This window comes from Exiguobacterium sp. s28 (assembly GCF_018618135.1).
Classification (GTDB): Bacteria; Bacillota; Bacilli; order Exiguobacteriales; family Exiguobacteriaceae; genus Exiguobacterium; species Exiguobacterium mexicanum_A.
Map to the genome: position 1 here is coordinate 1 of NZ_JACSLL010000016.1, position 23,553 is coordinate 23,553.

Below are 23,553 nucleotides of genomic sequence, written 5' to 3' on the forward strand. Positions count from 1 at the left end.
CGTCCTGAGCCAGGATCAAACTCTCCAAAGAATTTGATATAGCTCTTTAAAAATGACGAAGCTTGCGCTTCATTCAAAAATTGTAAAACATTTTTGCCTCATCGTTCAGTTTTCAAAGACCAAGTGTCTGTCGTGTTAGCGACTTTTTAATAATAGCGATTTGTCTTTTGAAAGTCAACCGTTTTTTATTATTTTTTTCATCCGCTTTCTGTTGTTCAGATTTGAACAGCAGCGACGTTTATTAATATATCAGCGCCCCGCATTTTCGTCAACTGTTTTTCTAAAAAAACTTTATTTTCTTCGGGAATCTTTTTTCCAACGTTGAAAACCGACTTTCCTCACATAAAAACAACGTAGCGTCCTCCCACCTAGGGCGACGCTACGTTGTTGAAGAGTGTAACTATCGAGTGCTTCCGTTCCTATTGGTGTTAGGACGATTTAGAAGACACCCGTTTCTTAGATTTAGCTTTAGCCTGATTCTTCGTCGATGGTTTGGCATCCTCTGCTTGAGCAGGCGCTTGGAATCGATGTAGCATCAATACTTGATACGCGTTAGCAAATACGAGCGTCGCTAACGCTGGCCACAAGAGCGCAATCTCATCCGTCGCCTGAAGGGCTGGAATCCATTCGATCAATGTTATAACGATCATCAAGAAGAGCGTCGGGATGAACGCACTCGCGTTCGTCTGTTTCGCCTTACTCGTTGCGATAATCCATGAAACGATCACTAACACGACCATCTCCCCGATATACCGCCACATATGATCGTTACCAAAAGCGAGCATACGAAGGTAAACCGCATCAAATAGCGCGAAGGCGATTAACAGCACTTGTACACGATTCCATAGTCTTGGGCCACGGAACAAATCCAATCCGACCCGGTGGACAATCAAGTAGGCGAAGAAGCCCATCATGCTAATCCCGGTCCATGTGCTCGAGTAACTGAGTGCCGTCACGATTGCTTCCCACGATTGACTCACTAAATAGCCAGGATTGGCCAGCAAGTTCATAACGAACCCAAACAACGTCCCGAAGACGAGCGTCGTCCAAAATAACCTTAAAAATCCTTGTACCTTCATCTATAAACCATTACCCTTCTATCTGTTGAATGACCGCTTGCGCTAGTCCGTCGTATGTCTTCTCAAACGGATGCCCATCTCGGTAAACCGATGGTGCAAAGTCTTCTTCATTCTCATACGGCTGACCGAGCGGAATTTGCGCGAGCAATTTGCTCTTCAACGCTTCAGACAATTTTTCGCCGCCGCCATAGCCGAAGACGTACTCTTTCTCCCCTGTCACTTTACTTTCAAAATACGCCATGTTTTCGATGATACCAAGCACTTTGTGGTTTGTCTTGATGGCCATTGCCCCAGCACGCGCAGCGACAAAAGCAGCTGTTGCGTGTGGCGTCGTGACGATCAACTCTTGACATGCCGGGAGCATCGAATGAATATCGAGGGCGACATCACCCGTCCCTGGTGGCAAATCGAGGAGCAAGTAGTCTAGGTCGCCCCACTCCACATCGTTGAAGAAGTTATTAAGCATCTTCCCGAGCATTGGTCCACGCCAGATGACTGGAGCGTTATCTTCTACAAAGAAGCCCATCGAAATCACTTTCACGCCGAAACGCTCGACAGGAATGATTTTCTCGCCACGGACGACCGGCCGCTCTTCAATCCCGAGCATGTCAGGTACACTGAAGCCGTAAATATCCGCATCAATCAATCCGACCTTCTTCCCTGCCCGCGCTAGCGCGACTGCCAAGTTGACCGAGACTGTCGATTTCCCGACGCCACCTTTGCCCGAAGCAATCGCAATGAATGTCGTGCCAGCATTTTCACGGAGAATAGCAGGCTTCGTCGCTTCTTTCAAACTTTCGTCATTGAGCGCCTCGAAGCGAAGACCGACCGTCTTGAATCCTTTTCCTTTCAGCAACGTGACAATCTCTTGTTGAAGTTGGAGTTGCTCGCCGCTCCCGGTTTGACCGAGTGCCACTTTTACACTGACATAATCTTCTTTAATGCGAATATCCTTCACGCCAGCTGTATCTCCAAGCGTACGGTTGATTGTTGGATCGATCAACCCCGCCAATTCTTCACGAACTTGTTCTACTGTAAGCATGTGGTTTCCCCCTAATTTCTGTCTCGCTAACAGTATATCAAAAAAAGCGTTTTCTTGAGGGAATGGAAACCAACAATTTCATGAGCAACAAAAAAACTCTCTACCCCGATGGGCAGAGAGTTTGAACCAAATTGTTCGAAGATTAACGCTTCGAGAATTGTGGTGCGCGACGTGCAGCTTTAAGACCGTATTTTTTACGTTCTTTCATGCGAGCGTCACGAGTCAAGAAGCCTTTTTCTTTGAGGCTTGGACGGAATTCTGGGTCCGCTTGAAGAAGCGCACGCGATACGCCGTGGCGAATTGCTCCAGCTTGTCCAGTGAATCCACCACCGTTAACGTTAACGATTACATCGTATTTACCTTCTGTTTCAGTCAATACGAGTGGTGATTTTGCCATCATGATCAAAGTCTCATGTCCGAAGTATTCTGAAATATCACGGCCATTTACAACAACTTTGCCGTCACCTGCAACGAGGTGAACGCGAGCCACCGAGTGTTTGCGGCGGCCTGTTCCGTAGTAACGTACATCTGCCATCGTTTAGTTCCTCCCTGTGTCCCGATTAACCGCGAAGTTCGTAAACTTCTGGTTTTTGTGCTGCGTGGTTGTGCTCAGCTCCAGCGTAAACGTGGAGTTTAGTGAATGATTGACGACCAAGTGATCCTTTTGGAAGCATCCCTTTGATTGCGAGTTCAAGCATACGCTCTGGGCGTTTTGCGAGAAGCTCTTTTGCAGTTTGTGATTTCAAACCGCCTGGATGACCTGAATGACGGTAGTAAATCTTGTCGTTCATTTTGTTACCAGTCAAGTGGATTTTCTCAGCGTTGATGATGATGACGTGGTCTCCGCAATCAACGTTTGGTGTGAAAGTCGGCTTGTGCTTACCGCGAAGAAGTGATGCTACTTCACTAGTCAAACGACCAAGTGTTTTGCCTTCTGCGTCGATAAGGAGCCATTTGCGTTCTACTTCAGATGCTTTTGCCATGAATGTCGTGCGCATGTGGAATACCTCCTAAAATGTCTGTTTGCTTAATTTTTTTAGTGCTTGTTTGATGCTTTATCATAATCCTAGTTTACGGGGCTAAGATTGTGGTTCATCTCTCAATGTGAAAATGAAATGCCAATGAATATAATACGATTTTATAGGGGGAATGTCAATCTACTTTTTCATAATTCACATTCCACAAGTATAGACCGTGCGGTGGGGCTGTAATCCCAGCGCTACGCCGGTCTTTTGAGGCGAGCATCCGGCTCACGTCTGCCGGCTCATATTTCCCACGCCCGACCTCTAACAACGTCCCTACCATAATACGGACTTGGTTATAAAGAAAGCCCGAGCCGACGAAACGAATATACATCTCATCGCCCGCTTCGACGAGCTCCGCTTCATAGATTGTGCGGACACGATCCTCTACCTCAGCCTTCGTCACTGAAAAGGAGGTGAAGTCGTGAGTCCCGACGAGCATGCGTAGCGCCTGTCGGATCCGCTCATGGTCGAGCGTGTACGTGACCGTTACAGCATGGTGGCGCCGGAACGGGTCCGCGTCGCTTCGGAAGAAATAGCGATACTCTTTCCGTTTTGCCCCGTAACGCGCGTGAAACGACGTATCGACCTCTTCGGCGGACCGGACAAGAATATCATCGGGCAACATTGCATTCAGCGCTTTGACGAACCGGTCGGCTGGCATAGCGAGGTGCGTATCGAAGTGTAGCACTTGCCCCCGAGCATGCACACGGGCGTCCGTACGACCCGAGGCCACTACTTTGACGGTCTGACTATGCATCCGCGCCAGCACACCCTCTACTTCGGCTTGAACCGTATTTCCGTTCGGTTGGACCTGATAACCGGCATAGTTCGTTCCATCATACGCAATCGTCAATTTAATTCGCTTCATCCTATCCCTCGCAATCCAATCAAGATGAGTGTGATGACCACGAAGATGATGAGTAACACCGTGTCACGACGGTGCCACGTCATCTCACGCAAGCGCGTCCTTCCTTCACCCCCACGGTACCCGCGGGCCTCCATTGCCGTAGCGAGGTCCTCAGCACGTTTAAACGCCGACACAAACAATGGGATCATGAGCGGGACGACTGCCTTCAAGCGATCCTTGAGCGGACCGCTCTTCAAATCGACGCCTCGCGCCTGCTGAGCCTTCATGATACGATCGGTCTCGTCGGCCAAGGTCGGAAGGAACCGGAGCGAGATCGACAGCATGAGGGCGATCTCATGGGCAGGCACTCGAAATCGTTCGAGGGGGCGGAGCCCTGCTTCAATCGAATCGGTCAATTCCATCGGTGTTGTCGTCAGTGTGACGAGTGTCGTCAACATGACGAGATAGAAGAAACGGAGCGAGACGATCAAGCCCATCCGGACGCCTTCCGAATAAATCGCGAACGGACCGAATGCAATCAACTCCGTCCCGTCCCGATTAAAGAACAGTTGCAACAACAGTGTAAAAATGATGAGGAATAAAATCATCTTTAATCCATTCCATAAATACCGCCATGACAATTGAGACAGTCTCACGGCGAACAAGGTAAAGCCGAGCAAGAACACGTTCGTCCATAAGTTATCAGCCAAAAAGACGATTGGAATGAAGCCGAGGATGAACAACGTCTTGGCTCGCGCATCAAGTGTATGGAGCCATGAATGTCCGGGAATGTACTGTCCGATGATCATGTCGCTCTCCCCTTTCTCAATTCGAGCGCGATCCAGTCCGCCAATTCGCCTTCGGTCCGTAAGGCCGGTGTCGCGACACCGAACGCAGGGGCAAGCTCACTCGCGAAACGAAGCACATGTGGGATTTCAAGCTGGAGCCCTTTGACAAGCGCCTCATCTTTGAACAAGTCAAATGGATTCCCATCAAAGGCGACCTCGCCCCGTTCCATGACGACGACTCGTTCTGCGTACGCTAACACGTCGTCCATATCGTGCGAAACGAGAATGAGCGTCAAATCGAGTTCTTGTTTTAAGCGTTTGAATAGTGCCAGCATCTCACGACGGCCGAGCGGGTCGAGTCCAGCCGTCGGCTCATCTACGACGAGAACGTCAGGTCGACTAGCGAGCACGCCGGCAATGGCGACGCGACGCATCTGTCCGCCCGAGAGATCGAACGGGGAACGGCCCCATAACGTTTCATCCAGGCCGACGAGGCGTAACGCAGCATGAGCCCGCTCTTTCGCTTCGTCTTCAGACGCCCCAAAGTTTCGTGGACCAAACATGACGTCGCGTTCGACCGTCTCTTCAAATAGTTGATGCTCCGGATATTGAAAGACGAGCCCAACGCGGCGCCGAAGCGGTAGCAGGCTTTGCTTTTTGTCGCGACGCTTCGTAATCGCACGGACTTCGATGTCATCGACGACGACACGCCCTTTTGTCGGTCGCAGCAGTCCGTTCATATGTTGAACGAGCGTTGACTTGCCTGACCCAGTATGGCCAAGAAACGCAACAAGCGCCCCCGACGGAATCATTACATTCACATCGCGCAGCGCGGTTCGTTCAAACGGAGTATTCAATTGATATTGGTAAGTCACTTCTTCAATGCTAATCGGCATAGATGGTTCACCAACTCCGAATGTTGTAGCATCAGACGATCGAGTGGTATGCCCCGTTCCTTCAGTTCGAGTTGCATCCGGACAATAAACGGTACGTCGAGCTGAATGGCTCGTAACGCCTCCGGATTTTGAAACACGTCTTCGGGTGTACCGGTCATCGCAATCTTGCCTTTTGACAATGCAATGATACGGTCGGCAAACAACACTTCGTCGAGCTCGTGGGTAATGGCGACAACGGTCATCCCTTCTGAGACGAGCTGTTGTACCGTTTCAATCACCTCTTTGCGCCCAATCGGGTCGAGCATTGAGGTAGCTTCATCGAGCACGAGGACATGCGGGCGCATTGCGAGTGCCGAAGCAATCGCAACGCGCTGCTTTTGTCCACCGGATAACTGATGCGGTTCACGGTCCGCTAGTTCCGATAATCCAACGCGCGCTAGACTGTCATCAATTCGACGAACCATTTCTTGACGTGGAAGTCCCATGTTTTCGAGAGAAAATGCCACATCATCGCGCACGGTCGCCCCGACAAACTGGTTGTCAGGATTTTGGAAGACGACACCGATCCGTTTCCGAACGTCCCACACGTCTGTGGCGTCCGTTGGATCGAGTGTCTCAACCCGGACTTCTCCTTCTTGAGGAAGCAAAAGCCCATTCCACAACTTCGTCAAAGTCGACTTGCCAGAACCGTTATGGCCAACGATAGCGAGCCATTCCCCTTTGTATACGTCGAGTGACAGCCCGTTTAAGGCTGGCTCGGTTTGTCCCGGGTAACGAAACACGATATCGCGTACCATAATTTGAGATTCCATCTGCCGACTCCTTTCCGATGTGGAAACAGGGCAATACGTCACCGCATGCCCTGTTGACTGCCTAATGAATTAGACGAGTTCGATGATTACGACTTCTGCACCGTCACCGCGGCGTGGGCCGACTTTCATGATGCGTGTGTATCCACCTTGACGTTCAGCGTAGCGTGGTGCCACGTCTTCGAACAATTTTTGGATTGCGTCTTTTTCTCCAGCGTTCTCTTTACGAACGAATGAAGCTACTTGACGACGGGCATGAAGATCGCCACGTTTCCCAAGAGTGATCAATTTTTCAACGACTGGGCGAAGTTCCTTCGCTTTTTGTTCAGTTGTTTGAATGCGCTCGTTGATAATAAGGTCAGTTGCAAGATCACGTAAAAGTGCCTTACGTTGTGAGCTTGTACGGCCGAGTTTCGAATAAGCCATTACATTTCCCTCCTTCGGTTGAACTTAGTCTTCTTTACGCAAGCCCAAACCGAGCTCGTCCAACTTGAGTTGAACTTCTTCGAGTGATTTACGTCCGAGGTTACGAACTTTCATCATCTCTTCCTCTGATTTGTTTGCGAGTTCTTGAACAGTGTTGATGCCCGCGCGCTTCAAGCAGTTGTACGAACGAACTGAGAGATCGAGTTCTTCGATCGTCATTTCGAGTACTTTTTCTTTTTGGTCTTCTTCTTTCTCGACCATAATTTCTGCATTGAGAGCCTCGTCAGTCAAGCCAACAAAGATGTTCAAGTGTTCTGTCAAAATTTTCGCCCCGAGCGATACCGCTTCTTCCGGACGGATTGAACCATCTGTCCACACGTCTAATAGAAGCTTATCGAAGCTAGCATCTTGACCGACACGTGTTTTATCTACTTCGTAGTTCACGCGTTGAATCGGTGTGTAGATCGAATCGATTGGAATAACGCCAATCGGCATATCATCACGTTTGTTATCTTCTGCCTGGACGTAACCACGACCACGGCGAGCAGTCAAACGCATGCGAAGCGTCGCGTTGTCAGCGAGAGTCGCGATGTGGAGCTCAGGATTCAAGATTTCAACGTCGCTATCATGGGTAATGTCTGCCGCAGTGACAGCACCGGCACTTGAAACGTTAATCTCAAGCGTTTTCTCTTCGTCCGAGTACACTTTGAGAGCCAACTTCTTGAGGTTTAATACGATTTGCGTGACGTCTTCGACGACTCCGTCAATCGTAGAGAACTCATGAAGAACGCCATCGATTTGAACCGCTGTTACCGCTGCACCAGGGAGCGATGACAAAAGAATTCGACGTAGTGAGTTGCCGAGAGTAGTGCCATATCCACGTTCAAGCGGTTCCACCACGAATTTACCAAACGTAGCATCCTCGCTGATTTCGACCGTTTCGATCTTTGGTTTTTCAATCTCGATCATCTGAACCCCTCCTTGAGTGTATCCTGCCATGCAGCGCGAGCTGCATTGTATATGCTGTTTGTGCTAGGTAAGCCCTTCACACGCACAAGCGATTATACGCGGCGACGTTTCGGAGGGCGGCAACCGTTGTGCGGAACTGGTGTTACGTCACGGATTGCAGTTACTTCAAGACCAGTAGCTTGGAGGGCACGGATAGCCGCTTCACGTCCAGCACCAGGACCTTTAACGTTAACTTCTACTGTACGCATACCGTTGTCCATTGCAACTTTCGCTGCAGTTTCAGCAGCCAATTGTGCTGCGAACGGAGTCGATTTACGTGATCCTTTAAATCCAAGGTTACCAGAAGTAGCCCATGAGATCGCGTTACCTTGCGTGTCAGTGATTGTAATGATTGTGTTGTTGAATGTAGAGCGGATGTGTACCACACCGACTTCAACATGTTTTTTGACTTTACGTTTTGAACGTACATTTTGCTTACGTTTCGCCATTGTTCAATTCCCTCCTTTACTTCTTCTTGTTCGCTACTGTACGGCGTGGGCCTTTACGAGTACGCGAGTTGTTCTTCGTGTTTTGTCCGCGAACAGGGAGACTACGACGGTGACGAACACCGCGATATGCGCCGATCTCGATCAAACGTTTAATGTTGAGTGAAACTTCACGGCGAAGGTCACCTTCAACTTTAATTCCGTCAATTGCTTCACGGATACGGTTGATTTCGTCTTCTGTAAGATCACGTGTGCGTGAATCTTCAGATACGTTTGCAGCCTTCAAAATTTCTTGTGCTCTTGTTTTACCAATACCAAAGATGTATGTGAGCGAAATAACGATACGTTTTTCGCGTGGAATATCTACACCAGCAATACGTGCCATGTGTGCACCTCCTCTTAGATTAACCTTGTTTTTGTTTGTGTTTCGGGTTTTCGCAAATTACCATTACTTTACCCTTACGACGAATAACTTTACATTTTTCGCAGATCGGTTTTACCGACGGTCTTACTTTCATGATTATACCCTCCTCCTGGAAAAATCGGAGTTACTTGTAACGGTACGTAATCCGCCCGCGAGTCAAGTCGTACGGAGACAACTCGACAGTTACGCGGTCACCTGGAAGGATTCGAATGTAGTGCATCCGAATTTTCCCTGAGACGTGCGCGAGCACCGTGTGGCCGTTTTCTAACTCCACTTTAAACATTGCGTTTGGAAGTGGTTCGACAACAGTGCCTTCCACTTCAATGACATCTTGTTTCGCCATCATTTATTCCCCTTTCTATATGAAGATATTTAGGAGCACAGACGATCTATCGCATTGTACTGTGAGAGAAGGATCCGTAACGGATCAGCACGAAGCAATAGAGCCTCATTCACCGGAATCGAGTTTCGTTAAAATCTCGTATCCATCGTCTGTGATGGCGATGGTGTGCTCAAAGTGGGCGCACATGCTACCGTCCACTGTCACAACTGTCCAGTTGTCAGCCAGTGTCCGAACATAGCGTTGACCAGCGTTGACCATTGGTTCAATGGCTAACGTCATTCCAGTCTTCAGGCGCGGCCCTTTCCCCGGTGGACCATAGTGCGGAATTTGCGGTTCTTCATGCAAATTTTGTCCGACACCATGACCGACGTATTCGCGGACGACAGAGAAATCATGAGATTCCACATACGCTTGAATCGCATGCGAAATGTCTGTCAAACGCTGTCCAGCCTTAGCGTGCTCCAATCCTTTATACAGACTTTCTTCAGTCACGTCAAGTAACTGCTGTGTCTCTTCCGAGATTGTTCCCACTGGATACGTCCAAGCGGAATCTCCATGGTATCCGTTATAGTAGGCACCGATGTCGATCGAGATGATATCCCCATCGTTCAATACCCGTTTTCCGGGAATCCCATGAACAAGCTCTTCGTTCACTGAAGCACAAACGCTACCGGTAAACCCGTTATAGCCTTTGAACGACGGTGTCGCACCTTGGCTGCGAATGTATTCTTCCGCGATCCGGTCGAGCTCAAGCGTCGTAATACCTGGTTTGATGTGCTCTTTGAGCACCTGGTGTGTTCGAGCAACAATTTGCCCAGCCTCACGCATAATCGCTATTTCACGAGGCGTCTTCGTGATGATCATTCAGTACCACCGAGTAACGCTTTGACATCGGCGTATACGACATCGATTGGACGATCTCCATCCAATGTACGAAGATACCCTTTTTCAGCGTAAAAGTCAATGAGTGGTTTCGATTGCTCGATGTTGACGTCAAGGCGACGGCGGACCGTTTCCTCTTTATCGTCTTCACGTTGCATGAGAGCCGACCCATCCACATCACAGATGCCTTCCACTTTAGGTGGGTTGAAGATCACGTGATATGTCGCACCACACGTCGGGCAGATCCAACGACCTGTCAAACGCGGGACGAGAATTTCCGCATCCACATCGATATTCACGACATGGTCAATCTGTTTTCCCAAATCTTTAAGCAAACTTTCGAGTGCCTCTGCTTGAGCAACAGTACGCGGGAATCCATCGAGCAGGAAGCCGTTTTTCGTATCATCTTGACTCAAGCGTTCGCGTACGATTCCGATTGTTACCTCATCCGGTACGAGTTCGCCTTTATCCATGAACGATTTTGCTTCTTTGCCGAGTGGCGTTCCGCCTTTGATTGCCGCACGAAACATGTCGCCTGTCGAAATGTGTGGGATTTGGTACTCTTCAACGATTTTAGCCGCTTGAGTCCCTTTCCCTGCACCCGGTAAGCCCATGAGTACTAGATTCATCTCAGTTAGCCTCCAGTTTTGATTTTCACAACACGTCGTAAACACGACAGGAAGGAAGGGTGTACCCTTCCTTCCGCTTTAACGGATAAAGCCTTTGTAGTGTCGTTTTACGAGTTGACTCTCGATTTGTTTCATCGTTTCGAGGGCTACCCCGATGACGATCAACAAGCTCGTTCCTCCGATTTGCACCGAAGTTGGGAGACCGGCAAGCTTAATGAAGATTGTCGGCATGATCGCTACGAGCGATAAGAAAATCGCTCCGAAGAAAGTCAATCGATAAAGCAACTTCGTGATGTACTGTTCTGTTTGCGCCCCAGGACGAATCCCAGGAATATAGCCACCTTGCTTCTGCAGGTTTTCTGCCATCTGTTCAGGGTTTACCTGAATGAATGTATAGAAGTAAGCGAACGCGATGATGAGCGCTACGTAGATCGACATTCCGATTGGAGACGTCGTATCGAAGTAAGTCTGCAACTTCTGCGTCGTTTCCGGAGAAGCAATGAAGCTTGCAACAGTTGGTGGTGTCACCATGAAGGAAATCGCGAAGATGACCGGGATGACACCGGCAGCGTTTAGTTTGATTGGCAAATGCGTTGACTGTCCGCCCACAGGGGTACGGTTCGCCGTGCGTTTTGCGTATTGAATCGGAATTTTGCGAGCGGCCTGTTGAACATAAATGATCCCCATGGTCACTGCAAGAATGACGAGCAATAGCACAACCAAGTAAACGATGTTAATGAATAACGCGTCTCCAGCATTTTGGAGCTTCGTTTCATAAATCTGCGTAAAGATTCTTGGGAACCCAGCGACGATACCGGCGAAGATAATGATGGAAATACCATTCCCAACACCTTTCTCCGTCGTCATCTCACCAAGGAACATCAAGAACGCCGTACCTGCAGTCAGCACGATCGCGATCACGAAATAGGTTGCCGTGCCCCACGTCTCGTTGACGAGACCTGGATAGAGGCGGTTAAACCCGAACGACAATGACGTCGCTTGGATAAACCCTAACATGATCGTCCCATAGCGCGTGACCGTCGCTAGCTTTTTACGCCCAGACTCGCCTTGTTTTGCCCATTCGGCAAACTTCGGAACGACGTCCATTTGTAAGAGCTGCACAACGATCGATGCCGTGATGTACGGCATGATCCCCATTGCGAACAGGGAGAAGTTCTGTAAAGCATTTCCTCCAAACAAGTTCAAGAAGTCTAAAAGACCACCTGAGTCAAAACGCAACACATCCGTATTCACCATCGGCACCGGGATATGGGCCCCGATGCGGAAAATGATGATGATTGCGAGTGTGAAGAGAATACGCTGTCGAATATCTTTCACGCGCCACATATTGGAGATCGTCTGAAACATCAGATCACCTCAACTGAACCGCCAGCTGCTTCGATCGCTTCTTTCGCTGCACCCGAGAATTTGTTGGCTTTTACAGTCAATTTTGTTTCAAGCTTGCCGTTAGCAAGTACTTTGATTCCGTCTTTAGCAGAGCTGACAACACCAGTCTCAATTAAGAGTTCTGGAGTAACTTCAGTACCTGCCTCGAAACGGTTAAGCGTGTCTAGGGAAACAACTGCATACTCTTTACGAGTAGGGTTGTTGAAACCGCGTTTTGGAAGACGACGGTAAAGTGGGTTTTGCCCACCTTCGAATCCTGGACGAACGCCACCGCCCGAACGAGCTTTTTGACCTTTATGTCCACGGCCAGAAGTTTTACCGTTACCAGTCGCCATACCGCGACCGACACGGTTGCGTTCGTGACGCGAACCTGGAGTTGGCTTCAATTCATGGAGTTTCATAGTGGCACCTCCTTATTTAGTAAGATCTTTATTATTCGTTGATTTCGTTTACAGTCACAAGGTGCGACACTTTTTTGATCATACCGCGCATCGCTACGTTGTCAGGGACAACGACAGTCTGATGCATTTTACGAAGACCAAGTGTACGTACTGTTACACGCTGATCTTCCGGACGACCAATAGTGCTGCGTGTGAGGGTGATTGCGAGTTTCGCCATGTCTAATTCCCTCCCTTATTTAAGAAGTTCTTCTACGCTTTTACCGCGTAGTTTAGCAACTTCCTCTGCTTTTTTAAGCTCTGTCAAGCCTTTAACCGTCGCACGGACGATGTTGATTGGTGTGTTAGATCCAAGCGATTTCGAAAGGATGTCACCTACACCTGCGAGTTCGAGCACTGCACGAACTGGACCACCAGCGATAACCCCAGTACCTTCAGAAGCTGGTTTCATGAATACACGACCTGCTCCGAATACTCCTGTGATTTCGTGTGGAATTGTTGTACCGACCATCGGTACTTGAACCATGTTTTTCTTAGCGGCTTCAATAGCCTTGCGGATCGCTTCTGGCACCTCTTGTGCCTTACCTGTACCGAAACCGACGTGACCATTTTTGTCACCTACGACGACGAGAGCGGCGAAACGGAAGCGACGGCCACCTTTCACGACTTTCGCGACGCGGTTTACGGTAACAACGCGTTCTTCAAGTTGTTCCATGTTAACGTCTAACTGGCGCATCGAGTGTCCCCTCCTTTTTGTTAGAATTTAAGACCTGCTTCACGAGCTGCTTCAGCAACAGCTTTGACGCGGCCATGATAGAGGTATCCACCACGGTCGAACACAACAGTGTCGATACCTTTCTCGAGTGCACGTTCAGCTGCAAGTTTACCAACAGCTTTCGCTGCTTCAACGTTGCCGCCGTTTGTAAGATCGAGAGCTTTATCTTTCGAAGATGCTGACACAAGCGTTGTTTGTGCTGCATCATCGATGAGTTGAACGTAGATGTGCTTGCTCGAGCGGAATACGTTCAAACGTGGACGAGCTGCTGTCCCCGTGATCGTACGACGTACACGAGCATGACGTTTCTTACGAACTGCATTTTTGTCTGCTTTTGTGATCATTTATGCCACTCCTTTCCGTTCATTTCGTGACGAATTACTTACCAGTCTTACCTTCTTTACGGCGAATACGTTCATCAGAGTAACGAACACCTTTACCTTTGTAAGGTTCTGGAGCACGGTACGAGCGGATTTGAGCTGCAACGTGACCGACGCGCTCTTTGTTAATCCCTTTTACGATGATTTGCGTGTTTGAAGGAACTTCGATCTCGATACCTTCTTCAGCAACGTACTCGATTGGGTGCGAGTAACCGAGGCTGAGGACGAGTTTGTTACCTTGCTTAGCTGCACGGTAACCAACCCCTGAGATCTCAAGTGTTTTCTGGAATCCGTTAGACACACCTTCCACCATGTTGGCGATAAGGGCACGTGTCGTCCCGTGGATCGTACGGTTCTCTTTCGAGTCATCCGGACGAACGACGTTCAATTCGTTCTCTTCAACTTTGATTTCCAAGGCTGGGTTAGCTGAAAGCGAAAGTTCACCTTTAGCACCTTTTACTGTGACCGTGTTGTCTTCTGCAACCGTGACAGTAACGCCAGCTGGAATCGTAACTGGTTTTTTACCAATACGTGACATTGATTACACCTCCGTTCTTGTTAGAAAAGTGACTTACCAGATGTAGGCGAGCACTTCGCCGCCGACTTGTTGTTGGCGAGCTTCTTTATCAGTCATAAGACCTTTTGATGTCGAAAGAACTGCGATACCGAGTCCTCCGAGTACTTTTGGTACTTCATCAGCTTTTGCGTATACACGAAGACCTGGTTTCGAAATGCGTTTGAGACCAGTGATAACACGTTCGTTGCTTGCTCCGTATTTAAGGAACAGACGAAGTGTACCTTGCTTAGCGTCCTCGATATATTCAACATCGCGAATGAAACCTTCACGCTTGAGGATCTCTGCAACCTCACGTTTGATATTAGAAGCTGGAAGCTCTAATTTTTCATGGCGAACCATGTTAGCGTTACGGATACGTGTAAGCATATCTGCAATTGGGTCTGTCATTACCATGCGATGTACCTCCTTTCACACTGTTAGTGGATTACCAGCTTGCTTTTTTAACACCAGGGATTTGACCTTTGTATGCAAGATCACGGAACTTGATACGGCTGATCCCGAATTTACCCATGTAACCATGTGGACGACCTGTGATACGGCAACGGTTATGAAGACGTACAGGTGAAGAGTTACGTGGCAATTTGCTGAGTCCGATGTAGTCGCCTTCAGCTTTCAATTGTGCACGTTTCTCAGCGTACTGGGCAACGAGTTTCTCGCGTTTGTGTTCGCGATTCACCATTGACTTTTTAGCCATGTTGTCGACCTCCCTTTAGATTATTTTTGGAATGGCATTCCGAGAAGTGTGAGCAATTCACGAGCTTCTTCGTCTGTGTTCGCTGTTGTAACAACAACGATGTCCATACCGCGTACTTTCGTTACTTTATCGTAATCGATCTCAGGGAAAATAAGTTGCTCTTTCACACCAAGCGTGTAGTTACCGCGTCCGTCGAATGCTTTCTTCGATACACCGCGGAAGTCACGTACACGTGGAAGTGAAACAGTTACCAATTTGTCGAGGAAATCGTACATACGCTCGCCACGAAGAGTAACCTTCGCACCGATTGGCATGCCTTCACGAAGTTTGAAACCAGCGATTGATTTCTTAGCCTTCGTTACGAGTGGTTTTTGACCAGAAAGAATTGATAATTCTTCCACTGCCATGTCAAGAGCCTTCGAGTTCGAAACAGCGTCACCTACACCCATGTTGATGACGATCTTGTCGACCTGCGGGACTTGCATGACTGAGTCATAGTTGAATTTATCCATCATCGCTTTCACGATGTCGCTTTTATACTTCTCTTGCAAACGGTTCATAGTCGAATGGACCTCCTTTCGTCACGTTCTTCTTATTTATCGAGTACTTCGCCCGATTTCGCGACACGAACTTTTTTACCATCGACTACTTTGAAACCAACGCGAGTCGGTTTGCCCGTTTTAGGGTCGAGTGGCATGACGTTCGAGACGTGAATTGGTGCTTCGATTTCAAGGATACCGCCTTGTGGATTCGCTTGTGATGGTTTCGAGTGTTTTTTAATCACGTTGATACCTTCTACGACTACGCGGTTCTTGCTTGGCATAGCTTTGAGGATAACCCCTTGCTTGCCTTTATCTTTACCAGACATTACCTGGACTGTATCGCCTTTTTTAACATGCATCGTTTTGCGCACCTCCTTATAGGATTGAAATTGGAAATTAAAGTACTTCCGGTGCCAACGAAACGATCTTCATGAATTCTTTTTCACGAAGTTCACGTGCAACTGGCCCGAAGATCCGAGTGCCGCGTGGGCTCTTGTCATCTTTGATGATGACTGCTGCGTTCTCATCGAAACGGATGTACGAACCATCTTTACGACGAGCGCCGCGTTTTGTACGAACGACAACTGCTCTGACAACGTCACCTTTTTTAACAACGCCACCTGGTGTTGCTTGTTTTACCGTCGCGACGATGATGTCACCGATGTTGGCAGTCTTACGACCTGAACCACCGAGGACTTTAATTGTCAACAGTTCACGCGCGCCAGAGTTGTCTGCTACTTTCAAGCGAGATTCTTGTTGAATCATGCGAGTGTACCTCCCTCCGGATGTTTATAGATCCGAACTGTTATTAGATGATTACTGATTCTTCTACTACTGTTACGAGACGGAAACGTTTGTCTTTAGAAAGCGGACGTGTTTCCGCGATGCGGACGACATCGCCGATTTTAGCGACATTGTTCTCATCGTGCGCTTTAAATTTCTTCGTGTAGTTTACACGTTTGCCATAAAGCTTATGACGTACTTTTGTTTCAACTGCAACGACGATCGTTTTGTCCATTTTGTCAGACACGACGCGTCCAGTGAGTACTTTACGCTTATTGCGTTCCATGAGTGTTACCTCCTCTTAAAGAATCCGATTAGATTAGCCGTTGTTGATGCCGAGTTCGCGTTCACGAAGAATCGTTTTAGCACGCGCAATCGACTTGCGTACTTCACGGATACGAGCAGGATTCTCAAGCTGACCTGTAGCTAATTGGAAACGAAGGTTAAAGAGTTCTTCTTTCCACTCGCCTACTTTACCGTTGAGCTCTTCAGTTGTTGATTGACGGAGATCAGTTGCTTTCATTCGTATCACCACCATTTTCTTCACGTTTCACGAACTTACATTTCACTGGAAGTTTGTGCGCTGCAAGACGAAGTGCCTCACGTGCAACTTCCTCAGATACACCCGCGATTTCGAACATTACTTTGCCAGGCTTAACTACAGCTACCCAGCCTTCTGGAGCACCTTTACCCGAACCCATTCGGACTTCGAGAGGCTTTTTCGTGTATGGTTTGTGTGGGAAGATCTTGATCCACACTTTACCACCACGTTTCATATAACGTGTCATTGCGATACGTGCTGATTCGATTTGACGGTTTGTGATCCAGCTCGCTTCGAGCGATTGGAGACCGAATTCACCGAAATGTACTGTTGTGCCGCGTTTTGCATTTCCGCGCATTTTACCACGGTGTACACGACGATATTTCACGCGTTTAGGTAACAACATAGTGTGTTGCCTCCTTCCTGAAAGAGTGTTTATTATTCAGCGTTTTTAGCTGTGTTGTTTTTTGTTGGAAGAACTTCACCATGGTACAACCAGACTTTAATTCCGATTTTACCATAAGTTGTGTCAGCTTCAGCTGTTCCGTAATCGATATCGGCACGGAGTGTGTGAAGTGGAACTGTTCCTTCCGAGTACTTCTCTGAACGAGCGATATCAGCGCCACCAAGACGACCAGAAACTTCTGTTTTGATCCCTTTGATGCCAGTGCGCATCGAACGTTGGATTGATTGTTTCATTGCACGACGGAATGACACACGGCCTTCCAATTGACGAGCGATGTTTTCAGCAACAAGTTTAGCGACAGCGTCCGCGTTTTTCACTTCAACAACGTTGATGTGAACACGTTTGCCTTCAGCAAGCTTGATGATGTTTTTGCGGAGTGACTCGATTTCCGAACCACCCTTACCGATAACCATACCTGGTTTCGCAGTGTGAAGCGAAATGTTCACGCGATTTGCAGCGCGTTCGATTTCTACTTTAGAAATACTAGCATCCTTCATTTTGTTTTCGATGTATTCACGAATAACGAAGTCTTCATGAAGGAGATCTGCGTAGTCTTTCTCAGCGTACCAACGCGAATCCCAGTCTTTGATAATACCAACGCGAAGACCGTGCGGATTTACCTTTTGACCCACTACATATCCCTCCTTATTTCTCAGTTACCACGATGTGGATGTGGCTTGTGCGTTTGTTAATACGGCTTGCGCGACCCATCGCACGTGGGCGGAAGCGTTTGAGTGTTGGACCTTCGTTGACGTAGATTTCCGACACCACAAGGTTCTCAATATTCATATCGTAGTTGTGCTCTGCGTTTGCAATCGCTGACTTCAATACTTTTTCAACGATTGGCGACGCTGCCTTGTTCGTGTGAGCAAGGACAGAGAGCGCTTCGCCGACTTGTTTCCCGCGAATTAAGTCTACAACGAGACGTGCTTTGCGAGGAGCAAGACGGACCATATTAGCTGATGCTTTAGCTTGCATGGATTTGACCTCCCCTCAAATTACCGTTTCGTTTTCTTGTCTGATCCGTGACCTTTGTACGTGCGTGTTGGAGCGAATTCACCAAGTTTGTGACCGACCATGTCTTCTGTCACGAATACTGGTACGTGTTTACGACCATCGTGTACACCGAACGTGTGACCCATGAATTCTGGGAAGATTGTCGAGCGACGTGACCAAGTTTTGATGACTTGCTTCTCACCAGATTCGTTGAGTTTGTCAACTTTAGCGAGCAAATGGTGATCTGCGAATGGACCTTTTTTCAAGCTGCGACCCATGATAGAACCTCCCTTTGGAATGATTCGGGAACGGCTCTTTCGAACCGCCCGAGAATCATGTAGTAATTATTTCTTGCGACGACGAAGAATGTACATGTCGCTCGATTTGTTTTTCTTACGAGTTTTAAGACCAAGAGCTGGTTTACCCCAAGGAGTAAGTGGGCCCGAACGACCGATTGGCGCACGACCTTCACCACCACCGTGTGGGTGATCAACCGGGTTCATTACAGAACCACGTACTGTTGGGCGTTTGCCTAACCAACGTGAACGTCCTGCTTTACCGATGTTTACGAGTTCGTGTTCTTCGTTACCAACTGAACCGACTGTCGCGCGGCAAGTGCCGAGGAACAAGCGTGATTCACCTGATTGAAGACGAACGATGACGTACTTGCCGTCACGTCCTTGGATTTGTGCCGATGCACCAGCCGCACGAACAAGCTGACCGCCCTTACCAGGCTTAAGCTCGATGTTGTGGATAGTAGTACCGACAGGGATGTTCACGAGTGGAAGAGCGTTCCCCACTTTGATATCCGCCTCAGGACCAGACATGATTTCCATGCCTACTTTGATGCCCTTAGGAGCGAGGATGTAACGTTTCTCACCATCTGCATAGTTGATGAGGGCGATGTTCGCTGAACGGTTTGGATCGTATTCGATCGTAGCAACGCGTCCGACGATGCCATCTTTGTTACGTTTGAAATCGATGATACGGTATTTGCGTTTGTGCCCGCCACCTTGGTGACGTACAGTCAAACGACCTTGGTTGTTACGACCGCCTTTTTTCGAAAGCTTTTCAGTTAACGATTTTTCAGGACGGTTCGTTGTGATCTCTGCAAAGTCGAGAGATGTCATGTTACGGCGACCGTTAGTGGTCGGCTTAAACTTTTTAATTGCCATCGAGGATTCCCTCCTTTTCTTCTAAGGTAGTAAATTAACCGAGGAAGTCGATTGTGTTGCCTTCAGCAAGGGTTACGATCGCTTTTTTACGACGAGCTGTGTAACCAGAGTGACGACCGACACGTTTCGCTTTCGGTTTCATGTTCATTGTGTTTACCGAAGCAACTTTCACATTGAAGATTGTTTCGATAGCGTACTTCACTTGCGATTTAGTCGCTTTAACGTCGATCTCGAAAACGTATTTGTTAGCTTCCATGAGGCTAACAGAACGCTCAGTGATGATAGGACGTTTGATGATATCGTATGCTTGAGCCATTATGCAAGCACCTCCTCTACCTTCGCAACCGCATCTTTAGTGAAGATGACTTTGTCGTTAGCAACGAGGTCAAGAACGTTAACGCCTGCTGCCTCGATCACAGTCACTCCTGGGATGTTACGAGCTGCGAGAGCGATAGTCTCATTGTAGTCCGCTGTGACTACAAGAGCCTTACGTTCTACTGACAAGCTGTTCAAAACAGCAGCCATGTCTTTTGTTTTTGGTGCATCGAAAGCAAGGCCTTCGAGGACGATCATTTCGTTGTTTTTCACTTTCGACGAAAGCGCCGAGAGAAGTGCTAAACGACGAACTTTTTTAGGAAGCTTGTAAGAGTATGAACGTGGTGTTGGACCGAAGACTGTACCACCACCAACCCATTGTGGTGAGCGGATAGAACCTTGGCGCGCACGACCAGTTCCCTTTTGTTTCCATGGTTTACGGCCGCCACCGCGTACTTCCGAGCGACCTTTCGTATCGTGAGTACCTTGACGGCGTGATGCTTGTTGCATGACGATCGCGTCGTAAAGTACTGAGTCGTTAGGCTCGATACCGAAAATGGCTTCTGCCAATTCGATCTCGCCAACTTGTGAACCTGTTTGGTTAAGCAAAGCTACTTTAGGCATTCGTAATTCCTCCTTTCCGTGCAGTTAATTAGTTACCTTTTACCGCTGTTTTGATGATGACGTTCGACTTGCGAGCGCCTGGGATTGCGCCTTTAACGAGTACAAGGCCGCGTTCCGCGTCAACTTTGACAACTTCAAGGTTTTGAATCGTTTTACGCTCGCCACCCATTTGACCAGGAAGAAGCTTCCCTTTAAATACGCGGTTAGGAGCTACAGGACCCATCGAACCAGGACGACGGTGGTAGCGCGAACCGTGAGCCATTGGTCCACGTGATTGTCCGTGACGCTTGATCGCACCTTGGAATCCTTTACCTTTCGATGTACCTGTTACGTCTACTAATTCACCTGCAGCGAAAATGTCCGCCTTGATCTCTTGACCGATTTCGTATCCTTCTACTGAAGTACGAATCTCTTTCATGAAGCGCTTAGGTGTCGCGTTTGCTTTCGCAGCGTGACCTTTTGCCGGTTTGTTTTGACGTGATTCTTTGATGTCGCCGAAACCGAGTTGAACTGCTTCGTAACCGTCTGTTTCAACTGTTTTAAGTTGAAGCACAACGTTTCCTTCGACAGCAACTACTGTTACCGGTACGACTTCGCCTGCTTCGTTGAAGATTTGAGTCATACCAAGTTTTGTTCCTAAGATTCCTTTAGCCATGAGATACACCTCCTGTTTAATAATTATTGTCTCTTCTGGCTAGTATCTACTATATGAAGAATTAAAGTTTGATTTCGATGTCAACACCTGATGGTAATTCGAGGCGCATAAGCGCATCAACCGTTTTTGGTGTTGGGTTAACGATGTCGATCAAGCGTTTGTGTGTACGCATCTCGAACTGCTCACGAGCATCTTTGTACTTGTGAACCGCACGAAGGATCGTGTAGATCGATTTTTCAGTTGGAAGCGGGATTGGTCCCGAAACCTTTGCACCTGAACGCTTCGCAGTATCAACGATTTTCTCAGCTGATTGATCGAGTACGCGATGGTCGTATGCTTTTAAACGAATACGGATTTTTTCATTTGCCATGTAAGTTTCCCTCCTTTGTCGCCTATTTTTAAAAATAGACAGTTCTCCGCGGAAATTTCCACACCGGCCATGGCAAAGCTGCCTGGCGTGTCATAACCTCCCGCTTCATCGCAGCGTGCTTGTGTCAGCAGAGGTATCCGATCATTGCAAATCAACGATTGGACCCGATTTCTGCTGTAAAGTCTCTCACCACTCGCACAAACACTTAATCATTATATCGAATCTACATATGAAATGCAAGATTTGATTTTTAAATTACGCCGGATGTCTGATGAGTTGTTCAACGTTCACTAATGTAACAAGATTCGAACCCATTTGCAAGCTATTTTCCTTCTTTTGTTGAACTATTTGTTACAAGAACCGCCATGCCAACTCTACCTAGCGTTTCATACGTGCTCCGAAGCGTTCCGTGACGGATTCGATAACCGAGGCTGGGGCTCGTTTCAAGCAGGTTTGGACGATCGTTTCATTCATTGGATGAGTCTCGAAGTATTGGCTTAACCGTTCAAGCTTATCGATACGGTTCATTACCGTATACAGTACGACCCACTCTTCGAGATGCATCCAACTGCCGACCGGTTCAATATATGGATGTGTATAGATCCCATCGGTGCACTTCATCCGAAAGCTGGCCATCACATCAATGTCTCCGCCCTCGAACTCATATTCGCCAAAATAGGTCGTCACGTAATCTGGATGAGGCGTCGACTTGACTTTCTTTCCAGCACGGCTCAGTACTTGATCGACTCGCTCGAATTGATCCGGTTCGACAAACACATCCAAGTCGTTCGCCGTTTCAATTAGCCCATGATGCTTCAGTAACGTCGACCCACCGAACCGACACGCGATCCCGTTCAGCCGACATAACGTTTCGACTTGCTTCTCCATCTTCGTCTCCCCTTTCGTTCGACATATGTCCCATCTTACCACGTCTTGCCACAAAACAAAAAAGCAGCCCGCAAAATGCGGACTGCTTGAAAGGTCAGTGAATCAATCGATTACTCGATGATTTCAGTTACTGAACCAGCGCCTACTGTACGGCCACCCTCACGGATTGAGAAACGTGTTCCGTCTTCGATCGCGATTGTAGAAATCAATTCGATCGTCAACTCGATGTTGTCTCCTGGCATTACCATTTCAGTACCTTCTGGAAGGTGAACGATACCTGTTACGTCAGTTGTACGGAAGTAGAACTGCGGACGGTAGTTCGCGAAGAATGGCGTGTGACGGCCACCCTCTTCTTTAGAAAGAACGTAGATTGAAGCTTTGAATTTTGAGTGCGGCGTGATTGAACCTGGCTTAGCAAGTACTTGTCCACGCTCGATGTCTTCACGTGATACACCACGGAGAAGAGCACCGATGTTGTCGCCAGCTTCAGCGTAGTCGAGAAGCTTACGGAACATCTCTACACCAGTACATACAGTTTTCTTAGTTTCTTCTGTAAGACCAACGATTTCAACTTCGTCGTTGACGCGGAGAACACCACGCTCAACACGACCAGTCGCTACAGTACCGCGACCAGTGATTGAGAATACGTCCTCAACTGGCATCATGAATTCTTTGTCCGTGTCACGAACTGGCTCAGGGATGTACTCATCAACTGCGTTCATGAGTTCCATGATTTTTTCTTCCCACTGAGCTTCGCCGTTAAGCGCGCCAAGTGCTGAACCTTTGATTACAGGGAGGTCGTCGCCTGGGAAGTCATATTCAGAAAGAAGTTCACGGATTTCCATTTCAACGAGCTCAAGGAGTTCTTCGTCGTCAACCATGTCAACTTTGTTCATGAATACGACGATGAAAGGAACACCTACTTGACGTGAAAGAAGGATGTGCTCACGTGTTTGTGGCATTGGGCCATCAGTTGCCGAAACAACGAGGATCGCGCCGTCCATTTGTGCAGCACCAGTGATCATGTTTTTAACATAGTCAGCGTGACCTGGGCAGTCAACGTGTGCATAGTGGCGTTTTTCTGTTTCGTACTCGATGTGAGCTGTTGCGATTGTGATACCGCGCTCACGCTCTTCAGGAGCACCATCGATTGCGTCAAACTTTGTAGCTGTTTTCCCTTGTGCTTTTGAAAGTACAGCTGAGATCGCTGCAGTCAAAGTTGTTTTACCGTGGTCGACGTGGCCGATTGTACCAACGTTAACGTGCGGTTTAGAACGGTCGAATTTTTCTTTACCCATTCTAGATTCCTCCTCTATTAGACAA

At 48.1% G+C, this 23,553-nt stretch carries 40 protein-coding genes; all 40 read right to left on the minus strand.

Annotated elements, in window-relative coordinates; all coding sequences use genetic code 11:
* Positions 1-428 precede the first annotated feature (428 nt).
* The 40 genes from KNP78_RS13755 to tuf all read right to left on the minus strand — a co-directional run bounded on the left by KNP78_RS13755 (position 429) and on the right by tuf (position 23,528).
* The gene (locus KNP78_RS13755) at positions 429-1,079 is read right to left on the minus strand and encodes a KinB-signaling pathway activation protein (RefSeq protein WP_034781671.1); all 651 of its coding nucleotides are present in this window, start codon (positions 1,077-1,079) and stop codon (positions 429-431) included.
* Between the two features lie 10 nt (positions 1,080-1,089).
* Positions 1,090-2,121 (minus strand): Mrp/NBP35 family ATP-binding protein, encoded by a 1,032-nt coding sequence (locus KNP78_RS13760; RefSeq protein WP_021066632.1) that lies wholly within the window; start codon positions 2,119-2,121, stop codon positions 1,090-1,092.
* A 142-nt stretch (positions 2,122-2,263) separates the two neighbouring features.
* The gene (gene rpsI, locus KNP78_RS13765) at positions 2,264-2,656 is read right to left on the minus strand and encodes a 30S ribosomal protein S9 (RefSeq protein ID WP_021066631.1); all 393 of its coding nucleotides are present in this window, start codon (positions 2,654-2,656) and stop codon (positions 2,264-2,266) included.
* A 25-nt stretch (positions 2,657-2,681) separates the two neighbouring features.
* The gene (gene rplM / locus KNP78_RS13770; protein WP_034781675.1) at positions 2,682-3,119 is read right to left on the minus strand and encodes a 50S ribosomal protein L13; all 438 of its coding nucleotides are present in this window, start codon (positions 3,117-3,119) and stop codon (positions 2,682-2,684) included.
* A gap of 154 nt (positions 3,120-3,273) precedes the next feature.
* A complete protein-coding gene (truA, locus tag KNP78_RS13775; protein ID WP_034781678.1) occupies positions 3,274-4,014 on the minus strand; it encodes a tRNA pseudouridine(38-40) synthase TruA in 741 nt (246 codons plus the stop codon).
* On the minus strand, positions 4,011-4,802 hold the full coding sequence (locus KNP78_RS13780) for an energy-coupling factor transporter transmembrane component T family protein (protein WP_034781681.1): 792 nt from the start codon (positions 4,800-4,802) through the stop codon (positions 4,011-4,013). Before KNP78_RS13780 ends, truA begins: the two co-directional genes overlap by 4 nt.
* On the minus strand, positions 4,799-5,677 hold the full coding sequence (locus KNP78_RS13785; RefSeq protein ID WP_034781683.1) for an energy-coupling factor transporter ATPase: 879 nt from the start codon (positions 5,675-5,677) through the stop codon (positions 4,799-4,801). Before KNP78_RS13785 ends, KNP78_RS13780 begins: the two co-directional genes overlap by 4 nt.
* Positions 5,653-6,489, minus strand: a complete 837-nt coding sequence (locus tag KNP78_RS13790) for an energy-coupling factor transporter ATPase (RefSeq protein WP_021066626.1) — start codon at positions 6,487-6,489, stop codon at positions 5,653-5,655. Before KNP78_RS13790 ends, KNP78_RS13785 begins: the two co-directional genes overlap by 25 nt.
* 69 nt (positions 6,490-6,558) lie before the next feature.
* The gene (rplQ, locus tag KNP78_RS13795; protein WP_012727650.1) at positions 6,559-6,912 is read right to left on the minus strand and encodes a 50S ribosomal protein L17; all 354 of its coding nucleotides are present in this window, start codon (positions 6,910-6,912) and stop codon (positions 6,559-6,561) included.
* 24 nt (positions 6,913-6,936) lie between these two features.
* Positions 6,937-7,881 (minus strand): DNA-directed RNA polymerase subunit alpha, encoded by a 945-nt coding sequence (locus KNP78_RS13800; RefSeq protein ID WP_021066625.1) that lies wholly within the window; start codon positions 7,879-7,881, stop codon positions 6,937-6,939.
* A gap of 92 nt (positions 7,882-7,973) precedes the next feature.
* Positions 7,974-8,369, minus strand: a complete 396-nt coding sequence (gene rpsK, locus KNP78_RS13805) for a 30S ribosomal protein S11 (protein ID WP_021066624.1) — start codon at positions 8,367-8,369, stop codon at positions 7,974-7,976.
* Positions 8,370-8,385: 16 nt separating this feature from the next.
* A complete protein-coding gene (gene rpsM / locus KNP78_RS13810) occupies positions 8,386-8,751 on the minus strand; it encodes a 30S ribosomal protein S13 (protein ID WP_024372197.1) in 366 nt (121 codons plus the stop codon).
* A 19-nt stretch (positions 8,752-8,770) separates the two neighbouring features.
* Positions 8,771-8,884 carry a 50S ribosomal protein L36 gene (rpmJ, locus tag KNP78_RS13815; RefSeq protein ID WP_003156543.1) on the minus strand — a complete coding sequence of 38 codons (114 nt, stop codon included), beginning with the start codon at positions 8,882-8,884 and terminating at the stop codon, positions 8,771-8,773.
* 30 nt (positions 8,885-8,914) lie between these two features.
* Positions 8,915-9,133: a translation initiation factor IF-1 gene (gene infA, locus KNP78_RS13820; protein WP_021066622.1), complete on the minus strand. Its 219-nt coding sequence runs from the start codon at positions 9,131-9,133 to the stop codon at positions 8,915-8,917.
* A 105-nt stretch (positions 9,134-9,238) separates the two neighbouring features.
* Entirely contained in the window at positions 9,239-9,997 is a 759-nt protein-coding gene (map, locus tag KNP78_RS13825; protein ID WP_034781687.1) for a type I methionyl aminopeptidase, read from the minus strand.
* Complete coding sequence (locus tag KNP78_RS13830) at positions 9,994-10,644, minus strand: adenylate kinase (RefSeq protein ID WP_029594431.1); 651 nt, start codon at positions 10,642-10,644, stop codon at positions 9,994-9,996. The genes map and KNP78_RS13830 overlap by 4 nt, the downstream gene beginning before the upstream one ends.
* Before the next feature lie 78 nt (positions 10,645-10,722).
* Positions 10,723-12,012, minus strand: a complete 1,290-nt coding sequence (secY, locus tag KNP78_RS13835) for a preprotein translocase subunit SecY (RefSeq protein ID WP_034781688.1) — start codon at positions 12,010-12,012, stop codon at positions 10,723-10,725.
* Entirely contained in the window at positions 12,012-12,452 is a 441-nt protein-coding gene (gene rplO, locus KNP78_RS13840) for a 50S ribosomal protein L15 (protein WP_021066618.1), read from the minus strand. Before rplO ends, secY begins: the two co-directional genes overlap by 1 nt.
* Before the next feature lie 31 nt (positions 12,453-12,483).
* Positions 12,484-12,669: a 50S ribosomal protein L30 gene (rpmD, locus tag KNP78_RS13845; protein WP_021066617.1), complete on the minus strand. Its 186-nt coding sequence runs from the start codon at positions 12,667-12,669 to the stop codon at positions 12,484-12,486.
* Between the two features lie 15 nt (positions 12,670-12,684).
* Complete coding sequence (gene rpsE / locus KNP78_RS13850; RefSeq protein ID WP_021066616.1) at positions 12,685-13,185, minus strand: 30S ribosomal protein S5; 501 nt, start codon at positions 13,183-13,185, stop codon at positions 12,685-12,687.
* Positions 13,186-13,205: 20 nt separating this feature from the next.
* On the minus strand, positions 13,206-13,568 hold the full coding sequence (gene rplR / locus KNP78_RS13855; RefSeq protein WP_012727661.1) for a 50S ribosomal protein L18: 363 nt from the start codon (positions 13,566-13,568) through the stop codon (positions 13,206-13,208).
* A gap of 34 nt (positions 13,569-13,602) precedes the next feature.
* Positions 13,603-14,142 (minus strand): 50S ribosomal protein L6, encoded by a 540-nt coding sequence (rplF, locus tag KNP78_RS13860; protein ID WP_214825069.1) that lies wholly within the window; start codon positions 14,140-14,142, stop codon positions 13,603-13,605.
* 33 nt (positions 14,143-14,175) lie between these two features.
* The gene (gene rpsH, locus KNP78_RS13865; protein ID WP_021066614.1) at positions 14,176-14,574 is read right to left on the minus strand and encodes a 30S ribosomal protein S8; all 399 of its coding nucleotides are present in this window, start codon (positions 14,572-14,574) and stop codon (positions 14,176-14,178) included.
* A 31-nt stretch (positions 14,575-14,605) separates the two neighbouring features.
* Positions 14,606-14,875, minus strand: a complete 270-nt coding sequence (gene rpsN, locus KNP78_RS13870) for a 30S ribosomal protein S14 (RefSeq protein ID WP_034781694.1) — start codon at positions 14,873-14,875, stop codon at positions 14,606-14,608.
* Positions 14,876-14,895: 20 nt separating this feature from the next.
* Positions 14,896-15,435 (minus strand): 50S ribosomal protein L5, encoded by a 540-nt coding sequence (gene rplE / locus KNP78_RS13875; protein WP_016508927.1) that lies wholly within the window; start codon positions 15,433-15,435, stop codon positions 14,896-14,898.
* Between the two features lie 32 nt (positions 15,436-15,467).
* On the minus strand, positions 15,468-15,776 hold the full coding sequence (gene rplX / locus KNP78_RS13880) for a 50S ribosomal protein L24 (protein ID WP_021066612.1): 309 nt from the start codon (positions 15,774-15,776) through the stop codon (positions 15,468-15,470).
* A 37-nt stretch (positions 15,777-15,813) separates the two neighbouring features.
* The gene (rplN, locus tag KNP78_RS13885) at positions 15,814-16,182 is read right to left on the minus strand and encodes a 50S ribosomal protein L14 (RefSeq protein ID WP_012727667.1); all 369 of its coding nucleotides are present in this window, start codon (positions 16,180-16,182) and stop codon (positions 15,814-15,816) included.
* A 43-nt stretch (positions 16,183-16,225) separates the two neighbouring features.
* The gene (gene rpsQ / locus KNP78_RS13890; protein ID WP_021066611.1) at positions 16,226-16,486 is read right to left on the minus strand and encodes a 30S ribosomal protein S17; all 261 of its coding nucleotides are present in this window, start codon (positions 16,484-16,486) and stop codon (positions 16,226-16,228) included.
* Between the two features lie 33 nt (positions 16,487-16,519).
* Positions 16,520-16,723 carry a 50S ribosomal protein L29 gene (rpmC, locus tag KNP78_RS13895; protein WP_012727669.1) on the minus strand — a complete coding sequence of 68 codons (204 nt, stop codon included), beginning with the start codon at positions 16,721-16,723 and terminating at the stop codon, positions 16,520-16,522.
* Entirely contained in the window at positions 16,710-17,147 is a 438-nt protein-coding gene (gene rplP / locus KNP78_RS13900) for a 50S ribosomal protein L16 (RefSeq protein ID WP_016508922.1), read from the minus strand. The genes rpmC and rplP overlap by 14 nt, the downstream gene beginning before the upstream one ends.
* 32 nt (positions 17,148-17,179) lie before the next feature.
* Positions 17,180-17,839, minus strand: coding sequence for a 30S ribosomal protein S3 (gene rpsC / locus KNP78_RS13905; RefSeq protein WP_034781696.1), 660 nt, complete (start codon positions 17,837-17,839; stop codon positions 17,180-17,182).
* Positions 17,840-17,852: 13 nt separating this feature from the next.
* On the minus strand, positions 17,853-18,185 hold the full coding sequence (rplV, locus tag KNP78_RS13910) for a 50S ribosomal protein L22 (protein WP_034781699.1): 333 nt from the start codon (positions 18,183-18,185) through the stop codon (positions 17,853-17,855).
* Between the two features lie 20 nt (positions 18,186-18,205).
* A complete protein-coding gene (gene rpsS / locus KNP78_RS13915; protein ID WP_012727673.1) occupies positions 18,206-18,481 on the minus strand; it encodes a 30S ribosomal protein S19 in 276 nt (91 codons plus the stop codon).
* 66 nt (positions 18,482-18,547) lie between these two features.
* Complete coding sequence (gene rplB, locus KNP78_RS13920; RefSeq protein ID WP_034781701.1) at positions 18,548-19,378, minus strand: 50S ribosomal protein L2; 831 nt, start codon at positions 19,376-19,378, stop codon at positions 18,548-18,550.
* 34 nt (positions 19,379-19,412) lie between these two features.
* Positions 19,413-19,694 (minus strand): 50S ribosomal protein L23, encoded by a 282-nt coding sequence (rplW, locus tag KNP78_RS13925; RefSeq protein WP_034781704.1) that lies wholly within the window; start codon positions 19,692-19,694, stop codon positions 19,413-19,415.
* Positions 19,694-20,317: a 50S ribosomal protein L4 gene (rplD, locus tag KNP78_RS13930; protein WP_034781706.1), complete on the minus strand. Its 624-nt coding sequence runs from the start codon at positions 20,315-20,317 to the stop codon at positions 19,694-19,696. Before rplD ends, rplW begins: the two co-directional genes overlap by 1 nt.
* A gap of 28 nt (positions 20,318-20,345) precedes the next feature.
* On the minus strand, positions 20,346-20,972 hold the full coding sequence (rplC, locus tag KNP78_RS13935) for a 50S ribosomal protein L3 (protein WP_034781707.1): 627 nt from the start codon (positions 20,970-20,972) through the stop codon (positions 20,346-20,348).
* 61 nt (positions 20,973-21,033) lie between these two features.
* Positions 21,034-21,342, minus strand: coding sequence for a 30S ribosomal protein S10 (gene rpsJ / locus KNP78_RS13940; RefSeq protein WP_012727678.1), 309 nt, complete (start codon positions 21,340-21,342; stop codon positions 21,034-21,036).
* A gap of 378 nt (positions 21,343-21,720) precedes the next feature.
* Entirely contained in the window at positions 21,721-22,230 is a 510-nt protein-coding gene (locus KNP78_RS13945) for a nucleotidyltransferase family protein (protein ID WP_214825072.1), read from the minus strand.
* Positions 22,231-22,340: 110 nt separating this feature from the next.
* On the minus strand, positions 22,341-23,528 hold the full coding sequence (gene tuf, locus KNP78_RS13950) for an elongation factor Tu (protein WP_131437953.1): 1,188 nt from the start codon (positions 23,526-23,528) through the stop codon (positions 22,341-22,343).
* Positions 23,529-23,553: the final 25 nt, after the last annotated feature.